Origin of the sequence: Arthrobacter sp. UYEF36 (assembly GCF_040547025.1) — a bacterium.
Classification (GTDB): domain Bacteria; phylum Actinomycetota; class Actinomycetes; order Actinomycetales; family Micrococcaceae; genus Arthrobacter.
In genome coordinates this window covers 461,492-478,681 of the sequence record NZ_JBEPOX010000001.1, presented here as the reverse complement: position 1 = coordinate 478,681, position 17,190 = coordinate 461,492, and the positions used below count along the sequence as shown (strand labels likewise).

General features: G+C 67.8%; 10 protein-coding genes and 2 tRNA genes. 4 read left to right on the top strand and 8 right to left on the bottom strand.

From position 1 onward, the window contains the following. Window position 1: 1 nt before the first annotated feature. Together ABIB29_RS02260 and ABIB29_RS02255 are read right to left on the bottom strand one after the other, a co-directional pair. Window positions 2–802 (bottom strand): electron transfer flavoprotein subunit beta/FixA family protein, encoded by an 801-nt coding sequence (locus ABIB29_RS02260; RefSeq protein ID WP_354170279.1) that lies wholly within the window; start codon window positions 800–802, stop codon window positions 2–4. Between the two features lie 227 nt (window positions 803–1,029). After that, window positions 1,030–2,688 (bottom strand): S1C family serine protease, encoded by a 1,659-nt coding sequence (locus tag ABIB29_RS02255; protein ID WP_354169666.1) that lies wholly within the window; start codon window positions 2,686–2,688, stop codon window positions 1,030–1,032. Window positions 2,689–2,982: 294 nt separating this feature from the next. Between ABIB29_RS02255 and ABIB29_RS02250 the strand changes: the two genes are divergently transcribed. The 3 genes from ABIB29_RS02250 (at window position 2,983) to ABIB29_RS02240 (ending at window position 7,575) form a co-directional block, all read left to right on the top strand. Beyond that, window positions 2,983–5,019 carry a TPM domain-containing protein gene (locus ABIB29_RS02250; protein ID WP_354169664.1) on the top strand — a complete coding sequence of 679 codons (2,037 nt, stop codon included), beginning with the start codon at window positions 2,983–2,985 and terminating at the stop codon, window positions 5,017–5,019. 150 nt (window positions 5,020–5,169) lie between these two features. Beyond that, window positions 5,170–5,955 (top strand): PspA/IM30 family protein, encoded by a 786-nt coding sequence (locus ABIB29_RS02245; protein ID WP_354169662.1) that lies wholly within the window; start codon window positions 5,170–5,172, stop codon window positions 5,953–5,955. Window positions 5,956–6,135: 180 nt separating this feature from the next. Then, a complete protein-coding gene (locus ABIB29_RS02240) occupies window positions 6,136–7,575 on the top strand; it encodes a cryptochrome/photolyase family protein (protein WP_354169661.1) in 1,440 nt (479 codons plus the stop codon). A 104-nt stretch (window positions 7,576–7,679) separates the two neighbouring features. Here ABIB29_RS02240 and ABIB29_RS02235 read toward each other — a convergent pair. The 4 genes from ABIB29_RS02235 to ABIB29_RS02220 all read right to left on the bottom strand — a co-directional run bounded on the left by ABIB29_RS02235 (window position 7,680) and on the right by ABIB29_RS02220 (window position 12,500). Further along, a tRNA-Met gene (locus tag ABIB29_RS02235) sits at window positions 7,680–7,753 on the bottom strand. 144 nt (window positions 7,754–7,897) lie between these two features. Beyond that, window positions 7,898–7,971, bottom strand: a tRNA-Met gene (locus ABIB29_RS02230). A gap of 188 nt (window positions 7,972–8,159) precedes the next feature. Then, window positions 8,160–11,180 carry a UPF0182 family membrane protein gene (locus tag ABIB29_RS02225; protein ID WP_354169659.1) on the bottom strand — a complete coding sequence of 1,007 codons (3,021 nt, stop codon included), beginning with the start codon at window positions 11,178–11,180 and terminating at the stop codon, window positions 8,160–8,162. Window positions 11,181–11,351: 171 nt separating this feature from the next. After that, the gene (locus ABIB29_RS02220) at window positions 11,352–12,500 is read right to left on the bottom strand and encodes a YlbL family protein (protein ID WP_354169657.1); all 1,149 of its coding nucleotides are present in this window, start codon (window positions 12,498–12,500) and stop codon (window positions 11,352–11,354) included. 236 nt (window positions 12,501–12,736) lie between these two features. Between ABIB29_RS02220 and ABIB29_RS02215 the strand changes: the two genes are divergently transcribed. Continuing rightward, a complete protein-coding gene (locus ABIB29_RS02215; RefSeq protein ID WP_354169655.1) occupies window positions 12,737–14,203 on the top strand; it encodes a zinc-dependent metalloprotease in 1,467 nt (488 codons plus the stop codon). 138 nt (window positions 14,204–14,341) lie between these two features. Here the strand turns inward: ABIB29_RS02215 and ABIB29_RS02210 are convergent, their stop codons facing one another. Next, the gene (locus ABIB29_RS02210; protein ID WP_354169653.1) at window positions 14,342–14,974 is read right to left on the bottom strand and encodes a M48 metallopeptidase family protein; all 633 of its coding nucleotides are present in this window, start codon (window positions 14,972–14,974) and stop codon (window positions 14,342–14,344) included. Next, window positions 14,974–17,064, bottom strand: a complete 2,091-nt coding sequence (locus tag ABIB29_RS02205; protein WP_354170277.1) for an ATP-dependent DNA helicase UvrD2 — start codon at window positions 17,062–17,064, stop codon at window positions 14,974–14,976. Before ABIB29_RS02205 ends, ABIB29_RS02210 begins: the two co-directional genes overlap by 1 nt. Between the last annotated feature and the right edge of the window lie 126 nt (window positions 17,065–17,190).

The following is a 17,190-nucleotide window of genomic DNA, read 5'->3' as shown; positions in this document are numbered from 1 at the left end:
CTTAGAGCAGCTTCTGGGCGGCCAGGAACTCAACCAGCTTGATGCCGGCGTCGCCCTCGTCGGTGATGATGGTGCCGGCGGTGCGCGCCGGGCGTGCCTCGGCGGATTCGACGACGGTCCAGGATCCGGACCGTCCGACCTGCACGGGGTCGACGCCGATGTCCGCAAGGCTCAACGTGGTGATGGTCCGCTTCTTCGCCGCCATGATGCCCTTGAAGTTCGGGTAGCGGGGGTCGTTGATCTGGTCCGTGACCGAGACGAGCGCGGGCAGCGGGGCCTCGACAGTGTCCGCGTGCGAGTCGCCGTCGCGGCGGGCGGTGAGTTTGCCGCCGTCGAGCACCAGGGAGGACGCGAAGGTGACCTGCGGAAGGTCGAGTCGCTCCGCGAGCTGGGCAGGGACCAGGGACGTTTCGCCGTCGGTGGAGGCCATCCCGGTGATGATGAGGTCTGCGGGGGTGTCAGCGCCGAGGTGGCGGATGGCTGCGGCCAGTGCCAGCGAGGTGGCGGCAGCGTCGGACCCGGCCAGCGCGTCGTCGCTGAGGTGGACGCCCTCGGTGGCGCCAATCTGCAGGGACTTCTTCACCGCGTTGACCGCACCGGCAGGACCCATGCTCAGGGCAATGACTTTATTGCCGGCCGCTTCCCCGCCGCGGGCCTCGATCAGCTGGAGTGCAGCTTCGAGGGCGTACTCATCCAGTTCGGACAGGATGCTCTCGGCGCGGTCCGTCGTGTTGCCCTCGCCGGTGAGGTGTCTGTCAAACTGGGCGTCAGGGACGTGCTTGACCAGCACGATGATCTTCAATGTCTCTTCCACTGTGTGTACAGCAGCCTTCCATGCGGGTGGACAGCCAGCCGGGTGGGGTCGTGGCCACGGAGCGCCCGGGGTGCCGGGTTGCTCCTAGCTAACCATATCGGGGAGCGCGGGCACTGCTGGGTTAAGGCCTGTGACCGGGCCGGGGACGGCACAGCGAAGGCCGGACAGCACCCGGTGGTGCTGCCCGTCCTCAGCTGGAACGATGGGCAAAGCCCCTATTGCTCGGCGGCCGCGCCGAGGGTCACGTCCAGCTGTTGTTCCTTGCCGCCGCGGAGGACGGTGACCTTCACCGAGGCCCCGGCGGGCTGCTCGCGCACGGCGGCAGTCAGCTGGTTCGGGTCGCTGATCGCGAGCTCCTGGAACTTCGTCACGACGTCGCCGACCTTGACGCCGGCCTTGTCTGCGGCGGAGCCGGGTTCCACCGTGGCGACCTCTGCCCCGATGGAGAAACCGGAAGCCGCGGAACTCGCGGTCTTCTGCTTCACGCTCACGCCGAACTGGCCGTGGGTGGCCTGGCCCGTGCTGATGATCTCCTGGGCGACGCGCTTGGCGTGGTTGATCGGGATGCTGAAGCCAACACCGATGTTTCCGCTGCCTGCGGAGTCCCCGCCGGCGGAGGCGATCGCGACATTCACGCCGATGATCTCACCCTTGGTGTTGACCAGGGCGCCGCCGGAGTTGCCCGGGTTGATGGCTGCGTCGGTCTGGATCACGTTGATCGAGATGCTTCCCTGGTTGGCGGTGCTCTGGCCCTGCCCACCGTCCGGCGGGGCGAACTGGAAGCCCTGGTCTCCGCCCTGTGAGTCATCCGCGCCTTCCTTGGGCGCGGCCGAGGAGGCCACACTGATGGTGCGGTTCAGGGTCGACACGATCCCGTCAGTCACGGTTCCCGTGAGGCCCAGGGGCGAGCCGATCGCGACGGCGGTATCGCCGACGTTCAGCTTGCTGGAGTCGCCCAGGACGGCCGGGACCAGCCCGGAGCCATTCTGGATCTTCACCACGGCGAGGTCGGACAGCGGATCCGTTCCGACGATCTTGGCGCTGTAGACCTTGCCGTCGCTCATACGCACTTCGATCGCGGCGTTCGCCGCCGTGCCGTCAAGCGTAACGACGTGGGTGTTGGTGAGGACATGGCCTTCGCCGTCGAGGATGATGCCGGAACCCGTGCCGCCTTCGCTGCCGCTCGAGGCCTTGATGGTCACGACACTGGGGGTGGCCTTCACAGCGGCGGCGGTGATGGCGTTGACGTCTTCCCTGTTGTTCACGATGACGGGGCCGGCCTGGCTGCTGCTGCCGGATCCCGTGGACGTGATGGCCCGGTCACCCATCAATTGGGTGGTCCCTGCGACCACACCGCCGCCCACCAGGCCTGCAGCGAGGATGCTGGCCACGAGGGTGGGGACACCGAAGGCTGCCTTGCGTTTCGGGGCGTGGGCCGGGTTGGACGCATACGGCGACCCGGGCTGGTTGCCCCCATAGCCGCCGTACTGGGGCTGGCCGTAGGGTCCCTGGCCTTGCTGACCGTAGCCGTGCTCGTCGCGCGTCTGCCGGGACTGGCCGAAGGCGGAGTTGCCGGACGGCTGGCCGTACCCGGGGCCAGGGTTGGGCTGCCCTGGGGCGTGGCTCTGCTGCGCGTGTTCCTGGGAGGCACCGAACTGCTGCGTCTGCGGTGCCGGCGGACGGCCGTAGGAGGGCTGGTGCTGCGGGTAGACCGGCTGCGGGGTGTTGTCCGCGGCCCGGTCCAGCCGGAGGGTCGGGTTCTCGTGTGCTGAGTCCGGCGCGGGGGCAGCCTGCGGGGACCCGGAAGCGCCCTCAGTAGGCGTGGCCGGCTCCCGGTTCTCTGGTGACGCGCCCTGCGCTGGGTTCTCAGTCATAAGACTTCCTTTCATCCTCGTCTGTATTAACTATGGACGATTTCACTGATACTAGAGCGCACGTTTGCTGGGAGATTGCTGAACGCCGGAAGCACCGCGGCCGGGTTGCCGTGACCGGTTCAGCGCTTTTCGCTGGTGGCATATTCCCGCCGGTGGACGGCCCTTTGGGTGCACCATAGAATCAAATGGAATCGCCACAGCGACCTGCGGCTTTGCATCTGCGTGGGGGCGCTGTTGCATTCTGTGACGACCGGTTCGGCCCGAACTGGTCGCAGAAGTGCTGAAGGGTTGCACATGCGGTCTACCTATAAACGTCTCCTCGCCGTTCTTGGCGTCGTCGGACTGCTGGCGCTCCCCGCCGCTCCGGCCCTCGCCGAAGATCCGGTAACGCTCGACCCCGTCACGAAGGTCGTTGACTCCGCCGGGGTCCTGGGCGACCGGAGGGGCGAAGTCGAACAGGCCATCAAGCAGCTGGGCACTGACCACGCGATGACGTACCACGTCGTCTACGTGAAGAAGTTCGAGAACCCCACCGACCGTGTTGCCTGGGCCACCGAGGTGGCGGAAAAGGCAAGCCTTGGCGCCAACGCCATGATGTTGACGGTTGCCACGGACACCCGCCAGTACCAGTTGAGCAAGCCGTCCAACAGCAAGATCACGGACGCCCAGCGCGACACCATCGTGTCCAGCGCGGTTGACCCGAACCTGCGCAACGGCGACTACGCCCAGGCCTCCATCGACAGCGCCGCAGCCATCGGCGATGCCGCCGGGGGCGGCAAGGGCACAGTCCCGTCCGAGGGTGGCGCAGGCAGTGGCGTCCTCGTAGGCGTGGGCGTCGTTGCAGCCGGCGGCGCGGGCGCGTACCTGTACCTCCGCAACCGCCGGAAAAAGGCTGCCGCGCAAGCGGGAGCAGGCATGGGCCCCCAGGGCGCCGAACTGGATCCACTGGCCGGACTCACCGTCGAGGAACTGCGCCGCAAGAGCGGATCTCTCCTGATCGAGGCCGACGACGCCATCAAGTCCAGCGAGCAGGAGCTGGGTTTCGCACAGGCACAGTACGGCGACGCCGCCGTCGGGAACTTCACGAAGGCCCTGCAGGACGCCAAGGGCCACATGTCCGAGTCCTTCAAACTGCAGCAGCAGCTTGATGACCACATCCCTGATACCGAAGAGCAGCAGCGGACCTGGCTCGGTGAGATCATCCGCCGTTCCGAGGCCGCACTGGCCTCGCTGCAGGAGCAGAAGGCCGATTTCGATTCACTGCGCGAGCTTGAAAAGAATGCCCCGCAGGCCCTGGCCGCGGTCAGCGCCGGCGCAAGTGAGGCGGAAGCTAAAATCGCGAGCGCCGAGCGGTCCCTCGCCGGGCTGCGCGCCAAATACGCCGAGAGTGCCCTGGTCCAGGTTGGCGACAACATCAACCAGGCCAAGGAGCGGCTCGCCTTTGTGCAGAACGCCTCCGTCACTGCCCAGGAGAAGCTCAATGCCGGCGAAGGCAGCCTGGCCGCCGTCGCCGTCCGGGCGGCCGAAGAGAGCCTGCACCAGACGAACGTGCTGATCGGCGCCATCACGAAGGTCGCCGGGAACCTTGACGACGCCCGCAGCGGCCTGGAGTCCGCCGTCGTGGACACCTCCCAGGACCTGGCCCAGGCCAGGGCCCTGATCCAGTCCGGGGCGCACCCCGAGCTTGCCGGGCCGGTTGCCGCGGTGGAAGCCGCACTGGCGCAGGTCAAGGCCGAAATCCAGGGCGGCAAGATCGATCCGATCGCCACCCTGGAGCGGGTTGAGACGGCGCACCAGTCGCTGGACGGGGCCCTCTCGGGCATCCGCGACCAGCAGGAGCAAACCCGCCGCGCGCAGGCCTCGCTGCAGCAAAGCATCATGTCCGCGCAGGCGCAGATCAGCGCGACCTCGGACTACATCACCGCCCGCCGCGGCGGCGTCGGCACCGAGGCCCGGACCCGCCTGGCCGAAGCCCAGCGGAACCTCGACTACGCACTGTCCATCTCGCGCACCGACCCTGTTACCGCCCTTCAGTACGCCCAGCAGGCGCACGCACTGGCCGCGCAGGCGGCGCAGCAGGCCCAGTCCGACGTTGACCACTTCGGCGGATACGCCTACCAGGGTTACGGCCGCGGCGGGATGTTCGGCGGAGGCGGCGGCGGCGGCCTGGGCGGCGCCATCCTCGGCGGCATCCTGATCAACTCCATCCTGCACGGCGGCGGTGGCGGCGGCGGCTGGGGCGGCGGCGGCGATTCCGGCGGCGGCTGGGGCGGCGGCGGCGACTCCGGCGGAGGCTGGGGCGGCGACTTCGGCGGCGGCGGCGACTTCTAGGCAGGCGCCCTCGGCCAAATCATGGCCGGCATCCCGGGCACACACAGACTAGGCGCCGGCGGGCACGCTCCCGCCGGCGGATAGAAGCGGTACATTTCACTGTTCACCGAAATTCAGTGGGAACCACTGAGCAGGACGAAAGGTAACACCATGAAGCAGTCCATTTTCGGCCGCATGGCGCAGCTGGCGAAGGCCAACATCAACTCCCTGCTGGACCAGGCCGAGGATCCGCAGAAGATGCTGGACCAGATGGTCCGGGACTACACCAACAACATCGCCGAGGCGGAGTCCGCCGTCGCCCAGACCATCGGCAACCTGCGTATGCTCCAGGACGATTACAACGAGGACATCAAGAACGCCCAGGACTGGGGCAAAAAGGCCCTCGCCGCGTCCCGCAAAGCTGACGAGTACCGGGCCAAGGGCGACACCGTTGACGCCGAGAAGTTCGACAACCTCGCCAAGGTGGCCCTGCAGCGCCAGATGTCCGCCGAAAACGAGGCAAAGTCCGCCGAGCCGAGCATCGCATCCCAGACCGAGGTCGTGGACAAGCTCAAGCATGGCCTGGGGCAGATGAAGGGCAAGCTCAACGAGCTCACCAGCAAGCGCAACGAGCTGGTGGCCCGCTCGAAGACCGCCGCGGCCCAGACCCAGGTGCACGATGCCATGAAGAGCATCGACTTCATGGACCCCACGTCCGAGGTGGGCCGCTTCGAAGAGAAGATCCGCCGCGAAGAAGCCAAGGTACGGGGCCAGCAGGAACTCGCCGCTTCCAGCCTGGACGCACAGTTCAACTCGCTGGAGGACCTCGGCGAGCAGACCGAGATCGAGGCCCGGCTCGCCGCGCTGAAGTCCGGCGGCTCCCCCGCCGCCATTGGCGCCGGCGAAACCCGTGCCTCCGGTTCGACCGTCGAAGAGGCGGACTTCGACAAGCTGTAGGCACACCCCCGGCGCGTTTTCCGCCGGAAAAATCTGACACCGGATCTGCTGAGGCCGGGCCCGGACCGTTCACCGACGGTCACGGGGCCCGGCCTCCGTTGTCCCGGACAATGCCCGGTGGCGCGGCTGTGGCGCGGCGAATGGTGCGGCTGCAATGGGCCCCGCGTGTACCGTTGACCCATGTCTTCGGGAACCCTTTCTTCGACCCTTGTCTGGCTCCGCGACGACCTCCGGCTGGACGACAACCCGGCCCTGAGCGAAGCGGCGTCACTGGGACAGCCACTGACCGTGGTCTATGTCCTCGACGAGTCCTCCCCCGGCGTGCGGCCCCTCGGCGGCGCCACAAAATGGTGGCTGCACCATTCGCTGGCGGATCTCTCCGCCGGGCTTGAAGCCACGGGATCGCGCCTGCTGCTGCGCCGCGGCCCGGCCGCGGAGGTTATCCGGGACCTCGCCCGGGAAACCGGCGCCGGCACAGTGCTCTGGAACCGCCGCTACGGCGGCCCCGAACGCCAAGTGGACGCAGGCGTCAAGGCCTGGGCCGCGGAGCAGGGCCTCACCGCTGCCAGCTTCCAGGCGAACCTGATGTTTGAGCCGTGGACGGTGCGGACCGGCGCGGGCGGGCCGTACAAGGTCTTCACGCCGTTCTGGCGGGCCTGCCTCGACGCTCCGGAGCCCCGGCTCCCCCTGGACGCCCCGGAGCGCCTCCCTGCCCCGGCCGTGGACGCGGAGGGAAAGCTTCCGGCCGGCGAGCCGCTCGACAGCTGGGGGCTGCTCCCCCGCCGTCCGGACTGGAGTGCCGGCCTCGCCAGCACCTGGCAGCCCGGGGAAGCCGGGGCCCACCAGCGGCTTGAGGACTTCCTCGACGGCCCGGCAGAGGACTACGGCACCGGCCGGGACATCCCCGGAGTCGAGGGCACCAGCCGGCTCTCCGCGCATCTGCGGTTCGGCGAGATCAGCCCCTTCCGCATCTGGCATGCACTGCGCGAACACTTTGGGCACGCTGCGCCGGCCGACGTCGGGATCTTCCGCTCTGAACTCGGCTGGCGGGAGTTTTGCTGGCAACTGCTCTACGAGAACCCGCAACTGGCCGCCCGGAACTACCGGCCCGAGTTTGACCACTTCGCCTGGCAGACACCGTCCGACGCCGAACTCGCAGCCTGGCAACAGGGCCGCACCGGCTATCCCCTGGTCGACGCCGGGATGCGCCAGCTGTGGCAGACCGGCTGGATGCACAACCGCGTCCGGATGGCCGCCGCGAGTTTCCTGGTCAAGAACCTGCTGGCCGACTGGAGACTCGGCGAGGCCTGGTTCTGGGACACCTTGGTGGACGCCGACGCCGCGAGCAACCCGGCGAACTGGCAGTGGGTGGCCGGATCCGGCGCCGACGCCTCCCCGTACTTCCGGATCTTCAACCCGGTCACCCAGAGCAAGAAATTCGACGCCGGCGCCCGCTACCTGCGCGAGTATCTCCCGGAGCTGTCCGGCCTGGACGACAAGGCGATCCACGAACCGTGGAAGGCCGAAGGTGCTGCTGCGGGCTACCCTGGACCGATCGTCGGGCTGCCGGAGTCCCGTGCCCGCGCGTTGGAGACCTACCAGCGTCTCAAGGACGGCTAGGCGGGCCGCGGCCTGCCCGGGCCGCAGGGACCTGGATGACCGGAAACCCGGGTCAACAAGAAAGGCCCGGATCAGCTGATCCGGGCCTTTCTTTTCTTCTCCAGTTGCGGGGACAGGATTTGAACCTGTGACCTCTGGGTTATGAGCCCAGCGAGCTACCGAACTGCTCCACCCCGCGTCGCTTGATCAACACTACCCTACTTTTGGCGCCGCCCGGACCACCGTCCGGACCACCGTCCTGCCGGCGGCCCGCGAGCCACATTGCCGGCTTAAAGCAGAAGGTCCGGAACACTGTTTCCAGTGTTCCGGACCTTCCCTTCAGTTGCGGGGACAGGATTTGAACCTGTGACCTCTGGGTTATGAGCCCAGCGAGCTACCGAACTGCTCCACCCCGCGTCGCAAGATCAACTCTACCTGCCGGTGAACTTGAGGCCAAATCCAGACGGCGTGATGTGCGTCTCCCGGCCCGGCGCCCGGGTCTTTCCACGCCCGGAGGGAAACGGAAAGGCCGGGTCCCCGCTCCGGTGGAGCGGGGACCCGGCCTTCAGCCGCGCCTCGGTGGGCCGGGCGTCAGCTGCTCGGTGTCAGCTGCTCGGCGTCGGGGCCGGGGTGGCTTCCGGCGTGGTGGCATCCGGCGCCGGGGTGGCCGCCGGTGCGGGAACCGGAGTTTCCGCCGCGATCTTGGCCTCGGCGTCGATGGCCCGCTGCAGGGCTGCGGTGAGCTTCCTCTGCTCCTCGCCATAGGCAGCGAAGTCGCCCCTCGCGAGGGCCTCCTGGCCGGCCTTGATGGCAGCATTCGCCGCATCCAGGGCCGCCTTCAGCTCTGCCTTGGCGTCCGTGCTGCCCGGAGCGGACGGCGTCTCGCCCGGTGCCGTGGGCGTACCGGGCGTCTGCCCGTTGTTGGCCGAGTCGCCGGCACTGGCTCCCGACTCACCGCCGAACAACTGGTTCAATGCCTCATCCAGGGTCGGAGCGAAACCGATCTTGTCGCCAAACGCCACGAGGACACGCTGCAGCGTCGGGTAGGACGTCTCGCCAGTGGACCGCAGGTAGACGGGCTGGACGTAGGCCATGCCGCCGCCAACCGGCAGCGTCAGCAGGTTGCCGTTGAGCACCGCCGACGCACCCTGGCGCAGCAGGTTCAGTGCCTGCGAGACGGTCGGGTCCGAGTTGAACTTGTTTTGCGCCTGGCCCGGGCCGGGGATGTTGGACTCCGGCGGAATCTGCAGGAGCCTGAGTTGGCCGTAGCTCTCGGCCTTCACGCCCTTCTCACTGCCGGCGTCGGAGTCCGCGGCCAGGAAGCCGTAGAGCACGTTGCGGGCGTTTCCGTTGACGACCTGCGGGATGAACGAGGAGGTCAGCTGGAAGGCCGGCTTGTCCTGGTCAGGCATTTTCAGGGACATGTAGTACGGCGGCTGCTTCACGTCGTCCTGCACGGTCGGATCGTTCGGGACGCTCCAGGCATCGTTGTTGGTGTAGAAGTTGTCCGGCTGGGTGACGTGGTAGCGGCCCAGGAGTTCCCGCTGGACCTTGAACAGGTCCTCCGGGTAGCGGACGTGGCTCATGAGCGCTCCGGACATTTCCGAGAACGGCTTCAGCGAGGTCGGGAAAATGTTCTGCCAGGACTTCAGCACCGGGTCCTGGTCGTCCCAGGCGTAGAGCGTCACCTTTCCGTCGTAGGCGTCCACCGTGGCCTTGACCGAGTTGCGGATGTAGTTGACGGAGGTGTTCGGCAGGGAGGCCGTCCGCCCCGCAGTGGTCTGCGAGTCGGCGGTGGCCGCGGAGAGCTGTTCCTGCTGGGAGTACGGGTAGTACGGGCTGGTGGTGTAGCCGTCCACGATCCATTTCACCCTGCCGTCGACGACGGCCGGGTAGGCGTTGCCGTCCACAGTGAGGTACGGGGCAACCTTTTCGACCCGCTCCCGGGGGTTGCGGTCGTAAAGGATCTGGGACTCGGGGTTCACACCGTCAGAGAGCAGTAGGTCCGAGGACTGGAACTTGATCGCGTAGAGGACCTTGTTGAAGAAGCTGCCCACGTTCGGGCCGCCGTCGCCGGTGAAGGTGTACTGCGTTTCGCCGTCACCCTCCTTGGCGGCGGGCCGGTCCTGCTCGCGGTTCGGGGCGCCTTCGGGGGCGCCAACGACCGAGTAGTCTGCCGAGTTCTCGCCGAAGTAGATCCGCGGCTGGTAAGTGGAGTCATCGCCGAGCACGCCGGTGGACGGGATTCCGGCCTGCAGGAACTCCGGTTTGCCGTCGACGGTGAACTTGTTGCCCTTGGCAGCGACGACGCCGTAGCCGTGGGTGTAGACGACGTGGCGGTTCAGCCAGGACTGCTGGTTGGCGCTCAGCCCGTCCGGGTTGAGTTCGCGGACCGCGATGACGGTGTCCTGGATCTTCCCGTCAATCTCGTAGCGGTCCACATTCAGGGCACGCGGGAACTGGTAGTAGGGCCGGTACTGCTCAAGCTGGGAGAACGCGTCCGAGATCAGGTTGGGGTCCAGCAGCCGGATGTTGGCCGTGGTCTGCGCGTCGGGGGCCAGGGCGCCCGTGGTGGGGTTGGTGGTGGCGTTGTACCGGGTCTCCTGGATCTTGTCCAGGCCGTACGCCGAGCGGGTCATGTTGATGTTGCGTTCGATGAACTGCTTCTCCAGCGTCTGCTCCGAGGGCCGGACCTGGAACTGCTGGATCACCCAGGGGTAGACACCGCCGGCCAGGATGGAGGTGATAACAAGCATCGCCAGACCGATAACGGGCAGCCGCCACTTGCCGATCACGGCAGCGATGACGAACAGAACGGCGACGAGGACCGCGGCCACGGCCAGGATGGCTTTGGTGGGGATGACCGCGTTGACGTCCGTGTACAGCGCACCGGCCCAGCGGCCGCCGTTGTTCTGCACGGCGGCGTAGCGGTCCAGCCAGAAATTGGCGCCCATCAGCAGCAGGAAGGCTGCACCGGAGACGGCAAGGTGGATCTGCGCCGCACGGCTGGTGAAGATCCCGCGTTCCATGATCCGGATGCTGCCGTAGAGGTAATGCGTGAGGATGCCGGCGATGCCGGCGATGATGGTCACGCTGATCAGGAAGCCGGTGACGAAACCCAGAAAGGGAAGGGTCATCAGGTAGAAACTGATGTCGAGTCCGAACAGCGGGTCGTCCTGGCCAAAGGATTCCTGGTTCAGGAACAGGAGTACCTTCTGCCACTGGCTGGCCGCGGCGCTGCCGGCGAACAGGCCGAAGAGGACGGGCAGGCCGATCATAACGACGCGGCGGACCGGTTCCAGCTGGACCTGATAGCGGTTCAGGTTATCCCGGATGTCCGAGTCCGGGGCGTACACGGGGCGGGCGTGGTAGGCAATCCGGATGGCGAAAAAGACGGCGGCGAACATCAGGGCGAAGCCGGCCAGGAAGATGGCGATCCGTGCCAGGTTCTCGGTCAGGAAGACTTCGAAGAAGCCCAACTGCTGGTACCAAAGGACGTCCGTCCAGACATTGGCGAAGAAGATGAAGCCCACGACGATCAAGGCCACAACAATCAACGTCGGCGTCAATGCGCTTCGTTGTTGCTGGGGTCGTCCGGGCGGGACTGTGCTGGCGGGACGGGACAAACTCGGTACCTCATAGCTGGTAGTCAGTTACTGGTTTTTAGTTATCTGTGCGGTGCTTGGATGCAGGAACACGGAGTGCTGCATCGCAGCGACCGCCGGCACCGCCCCAACAGGGCGGCGAAGCCGTCGTAAGTGCCACGAGTGGCGGCGGATCTTAGTTCCGCCGCCAGTCTAGTTGCTGGAGCAAACCGGAAGCCCGGATATGTCGGCCCCGGACCCGGCCAGTTCGACCGCTTTCCGTGCCTCGGCCAGATTCTCGACCCGAACCACCTGCAGACCGTCCGGAATATGACCGACGACGTCGTCACAGTTTGCGGCCGGGGCCAGGAACAGGGTGGCCCCGCCGGAGCGCGCACCGTGCATCTTCTGGCTGATGCCGCCAATCGGCCCAACAAGGCCCTCGGGGGTGATGGTTCCGGTGCCCGCGACATGCTTGCCGCCCGTCAGGTCGCCGGGGGTGACGGTGTCCACGATGCCCAGGGCGAACATCATCCCGGCACTGGGGCCGCCGACCTTCTCCAGTGAGATCTTGACGTCGAAGGGGAATTTGAACTGGTACTGCAGCAGGACGCCGAGGATGAACCGCCCGGCCTCGGTCCTGGCTGGCGTGATACTGGTGCTCACGTTGCTGCCATCACGGTCGACGACGACCTCCACCGGGGCGCCGTTGCCGGCGGCCAGCTCAGCCTGGACGACGCTCAGCGCGGTCGCCGTCTTGCCGTTGATGGACAGCAGCACGTCGTTTTCCTGGAGCTTGCCCGCGGAGGCGGACCCCTCCGGGATGCCCGCGATCTGCATTTTCTGCTCGAACGCGATCCCCAGTTCCCGGAGGGCTGAGGCAACGGCGTTCTCCTGCGACGTGGTCATCGCGACGGCGCTTTCCTGCTGGGACTGTTCCTTGGTCACGCCGGTGGGGAAGACGAGTTCCTCCGGATAGACGGCTTTCGCGCCGCTGAGCCAGGCCGAGAACGCCTCGAAGACGGTCACCGGCCCGTTGGGGCCGCCGTCGACGTAGACCGTGGTCAGGTCCAGGTTGCCCTTGGCGGGAAAGGTCTCCCGGCCTGTGACGCTGATGACCGGATTGCCGTTGTCATTGCCCAGGGTGTTGAAGGTCGGACCCGGTGATTCCACGACATACGGGACAGGCAGGCTCATGGCCGTGACGCCCAGCGCCAGGGCCAGCAGTCCCGAGACGAGCATGGCTGATGAGCGGTTGTCCCGCTTCTGACCGGATCGTGATCCGGGGACGAGGGCCCTGCGGCCCCGGGACTGGCCGGCCGCCGGCTCGCCGGCGGGCTGCTCACCCTGCGTAATCGTCAATGAAGGACCTCTCCGTGCCGGCGCCCGGGGACCCTGCGGACCCCCTGGTCAGCCCACCGCGCCCGCGTCCTGAGCCGCGGCTGCTGCCTGCCAATATTCCAGTTTCTAACACTACGCGCTCAGCTGCTGGCTGGGCTCTTTGCCTAGAGCGAACGTGGCGGGGTTTCAGCAGACAGCCCGCTGGCTGCGGGGTAGCGTGAACTTCAGAAGCAGCCACACCGACGATCGGCGGGATCATGACCTCCAATCCACTAAATCCGTCCAATGGCGACGAGGAACCCAAGGATCCGCTGGCAGAGATGCTGAAGAACCTGATGGGCGGCCAGGGTATGGGGAACATCGACCCTGCGGAACTGGCAAAGGCCGCCGGCCTCCCGGATGACCCGAACCTCCTCGCCCAGATGTTCTCCCAGGTCCAGGCCATGATGAGTGCCTCCTCGGAAGGCCCCGTGAACTGGCAGTTGGCGCACGAAAACGCGCGGCGCGTGGCCGCCAGCGGCTCCGACCCGTCCGTCACGGCGCAGCAGTCCCGCGAAGTCGATGAAGCCCTCCGGCTCGCCGAACTGTGGCTGGACCAGGTCACCGGCCTGCCGGCCACGGGCCTGATCGGCCGCGCCTGGTCACGGGCCGAGTGGGTCGAGGAAACGCTTGGCACCTGGAAGCGACTGACCGAACCGGTCGCCAACAGCATCGCGAATGCACTGTCCACCGCGATGACCGAGCAGATGCCGGAGGAAATGAAGTCCATGATGGGCGGCGCGTCCTCAATGCTGCAGAACATGGGCGGGGCGATCTTCGGCATGCAACTGGGCCAGGCAATCGGCGCCCTGTCGGCCGAGGTGGTCAGCTCCACGGACATCGGCGTCCCGCTCGCCGACCTCGAGATGGCGCTGCTGCCCTCCAATGTGGCGAAGTTCGGCGAGGGCCTCAGTCTGCCGGAGAACGATATCCGGCTGTTCCTGGCCGTCCGCGAAGCAGCCCACGCCCGGCTGTTCGTGCAGGTCCCCTGGTTGCGTGGGCACCTCCTGGGCGCCATCGAGGCGTACGCCCGCGGCATCCACATCGACACCTCAAAGATCGAGGAACTCGCCCGTGAACTCGATCCGGGCAACCCGGAGGGCATCCAGGACGCCCTGTCCCAAGGGGTCTTTATGCCGCAGCGCACGCCCGCGCAGGATCAGGCGCTGGAGAAGCTGGAGACGGCCCTCGCTCTCGTGGAGGGCTGGGTCGATGAGCTGAGCTGGGCGGCCACGGAGAAGCTGTTGCCCTCGGCCGCGGCGCTGCGTGAGACGGTGCGGCGCCGCCGCGCCACCGGCGGGCCGGCCGAACACGCGTTCTCCTCCCTCGTGGGACTGGAACTGCGGCCGCGCCGGCTCCGTGAAGCCGCCGCCCTCTGGGCCGCGCTGAAGGACGAACGCGGAGTCGACGGCCGCGACGCGATCTGGCAGCACCCCGATCTGTTGCCCACCGCCGAAGACCTGGAAGACCCGAAAGGCTTCAGCGAACGCCGGAAGCTGGCCGAGGCCAGCGACTCCGAGGTTGACGACGCCCTGCAGAAGCTGCTCAGCGGCGGATTCGACGAGCAGGAGGACGCCCCGGCGGCCGACGGCGACACGGGTGAAGCCGTGGAAGAAAACGGCGAAGACACCGGCGGGACCGGAACTGGCGACGCCCCGGACAATGGTGAGAATCCCAAGTCCTAGCTGATTGCTCACCGGCCCCGGCTGGAACTTCGGTTCCGGCCGGGGCTTCTCTATGCCACGGCCACCCGCGCCGGCGCGTCGCGGGCGGCTGCGCCGGCCGGAAAGGTCGGTCGTAGGCCTCACGCGCAGGTGGGAACGTCAGACGGTCAGTGGGTCCGCATCGACGCCGTCCACGTCATCGTCCCCGGCGCCCGGGGTGAGGCCTCGGGACGTGGCGAAGGAGACTCCCTCAAGGAAGGCTTTGGCCCGGGCGGTGTCCGGGTAGGCCTCGAGCAGCCGCCAGAACGCGGCGTTGTGGCCAGCCACCAGCAGGTGCGCCAGCTCGTGCAGCAGCACGTAGTCGATGACCCACTGCGGCATGGGCTGCAGCTTCTCCGACAGCCGGATGGTCCCCTCCGACGGCGTAGCGGAACCCCAGCGGGAGTTCTGGTTGCCCACCCAGCGGACCGAGGTCGGGACTGCCCGGCCACCGAGGTACTTCGCGGAGAGCTCGGCGGCGTGCGCCGCGAGGGCGGCATCGCTGCGCGGACGGTGCCGGCCGGCGCCGCGGGTTCCCCGCTCCCCCTGGAGCCGCAGCTTCTCGAGCATCCGGTGCACCCACTCGCGTTCCTGGGCCCGGCTGAAGGAGGCAGGAATGGCGACGACGGCGGTGCCGTTCTCCCAGAACGCCGCCACGGTCCGGCGGCGCCGGGCGGAGCGCCGCACTTCCACCGGGGCGCCGTCGGCGGTGGTCAGCGGCGTGGCTGCGGCAGCTGTGGGACGGCCGGCCATCAGAGGGTGGTGCTTTCGACCAGCACTGCCAGCACTGCTTCGCCGTATTTCTCCAGTTTGGACGGCCCCACCCCGGGAAGTTTGGCGAGCTGTTCGAGGGATTCGGGCCGGGCTTCGGCAATCGCGGTCAGGGTGGCATCGGTGAAGACCACGAAGGCGGGGACGTCGGCTTCCAGAGCAGTGTCCTTGCGCCACTGCCGGAGCGCGTCGAAGGTCTGCTCCTCGTAGCTGGGCGGGCACTGGTTGCAGCGGCCCACCTTGCGTTCGGCGCCGGAGGTGAGCATGGTGCTGCAGACCCGGCAGGTGGCCGGCACAGCGGCTTTGCGGCGCGGGGCTGCACCCTTGCCCCGGACCGAGGAGCTGGCCACGGAGTCCGGGCGCAGCCCATCCAGGAAGCGCGAGGGCTTACGGTTGGCGCGCCCGCCCGGCGTCCGTGCGGTGGACCAGGACAGGAACAGGTGTTCCCTGGCCCGGGTGATCCCCACGTACAGCAGACGGCGTTCCTCGTCCACGGACTCGGGGCTGTCGGCGAAGGAGATCGGCATCAGGCCCTCGCTGAGCCCGACGAGGAACACGGCGTCCCATTCGAGGCCCTTGGCGGCGTGCAGCGAGGCCAGGGTGACTCCCTGGACGGTCGGGGCGTGCTGGGCCAGGGAGCGTTCCTGAAGTTCGTTGACGAAGTCCGCGAGGGTGAACTGCGCGCCGCGGCTGATCACGAGTTCGTCGGCCAGTGCGACGAGCGCGGCGAGGGATTCCCAGCGTTCCCGGAGCGCGCCGCCGCTGTGCGGGGCGGCGTCGGTGTAGCCCAGCGAGGCGACGATGTCACGGACCAGCTGGCCCAGCGGTTCGGGGCTGGCGGTTTCGGCGACGGCCCGGGTGGCGGCCCGCAACTGCAGGATGGAGTCCCGGACTTCTTTGCGGGCGAAGAACCGTTCCCCGCCGCGCAGCTGGTAGCCGATCCCCGCCGAGGCCAGGGCCTGCTCATAGGCCTCGGATTGTCCGTTGGTGCGGAACAGCACGGCGACCTGGCTGGCCGGCGTGCCGGCGTCGAGGAGCTCACGCACCTTGACCGCCACGGTGGCGGCCTCGGCCTCGTCGTCGGAGCATTCGGTGAATTGCGGCACCGGACCGGGCGGGCGCTGTGCCACGAGCTGCAGCGGCGTGGCCCAGGCGGCGTCGGCGACGGGGCCACCGCTGCGGCGTCCGGCCAGCAGTTCATTGGCCAGCCTCACCACCTGCGGGGTGGAGCGGTAGTCGCGGATCAGCTTGACGACTGTGGCCTCGGGGTACTGGGCCTTGAAGCCGAGCAGGTGCTTCGGCGAGGCTCCCGTGAAGGAGTAGATGGTCTGGCTGGCGTCTCCGACGACGCAGAGCTCATCGCGTCCGCCGAGCCACAGTTCCAGCAGCCGCTGCTGCAGCGGCGAAACGTCCTGGTATTCGTCGACGACGAAGTGGCGGTACTGCTCGCGGACGGTGGCGGCGACCTTCGGGTCCTCCTGCAGGATGCCCACGGTGATCAGCAGGACGTCCTCGAAGTCGATCACGTTCCGGTCCGTCTTGACGTCCTCGTAGGACTGGAAAACGCGGGCGACGGCGGTGAGGTCAAAGCCACCCGGGGCGCCGCGGCCCTGGGCTTTTTCCAGATAGTTGGCCGGAGTCAGCATGGACACTTTGGCCCACTCGATTTCGGAGGCCAGATCGCGGATCGATGCCCGGTCGGTGCTGAGGCGCAGCCGCCGGGCCGCCTCGGCAATCATCTGGGCCTTGTGGTCCAGCAGGTTGGGCAGGACGCCGCCGACGGCCTGGGGCCAGAAGAACTGGAGCTGGCGCAGGGCTGCGGCGTGGAAGGTGCGGGCCTGGACGTTGCCGACGCCGAGGTCGCGGAGCCGGCTGCGCATTTCAGCCGCCGCCCGCGACGTGAAGGTGACGGCCAGGAGCCGTTGCGGGTTGTACACGCCGGAGTGCACCCCGTAGGCGATCCGGTGCGTGATGGCGCGGGTCTTGCCGGTGCCGGCGCCGGCGAGGACACACATGGGGCCCTGCAGGGTGCTGGCAACTTCACGCTGTTCGGCGTCGAGGCCACCGAGGATGCGCTCCTCAAGGGAGCGGTTGTCCGGCGCCGCGGCGCCGGCGTCCGGCGCAACCTCGTCGGACGGGCCGGTCGGAAATGCGCTGGACTGGAAAATATCTGTGTTCACGTCTGCTGCTCAGTCGTT

Excerpts from the sequence above, each read along its gene's own strand:
- ABIB29_RS02255 (WP_354169666.1), bottom strand. The coding sequence starts at position 2,688 with ATGACTGAGAACCCAGCGCAGGGCGCGTCACCAGAGAACCGGGAGCCG.
- ABIB29_RS02250 (WP_354169664.1), top strand. The coding sequence starts at position 2,983 with ATGCGGTCTACCTATAAACGTCTCCTCGCCGTTCTTGGCGTCGTCGGA.
- ABIB29_RS02245 (WP_354169662.1), top strand. The coding sequence starts at position 5,170 with ATGAAGCAGTCCATTTTCGGCCGCATGGCGCAGCTGGCGAAGGCCAAC.
- ABIB29_RS02210 (WP_354169653.1), bottom strand. The coding sequence starts at position 14,974 with ATGGCCGGCCGTCCCACAGCTGCCGCAGCCACGCCGCTGACCACCGCC.
- ABIB29_RS02215 (WP_354169655.1), top strand. The coding sequence starts at position 12,737 with ATGACCTCCAATCCACTAAATCCGTCCAATGGCGACGAGGAACCCAAG.
- ABIB29_RS02240 (WP_354169661.1), top strand. The coding sequence starts at position 6,136 with ATGTCTTCGGGAACCCTTTCTTCGACCCTTGTCTGGCTCCGCGACGAC.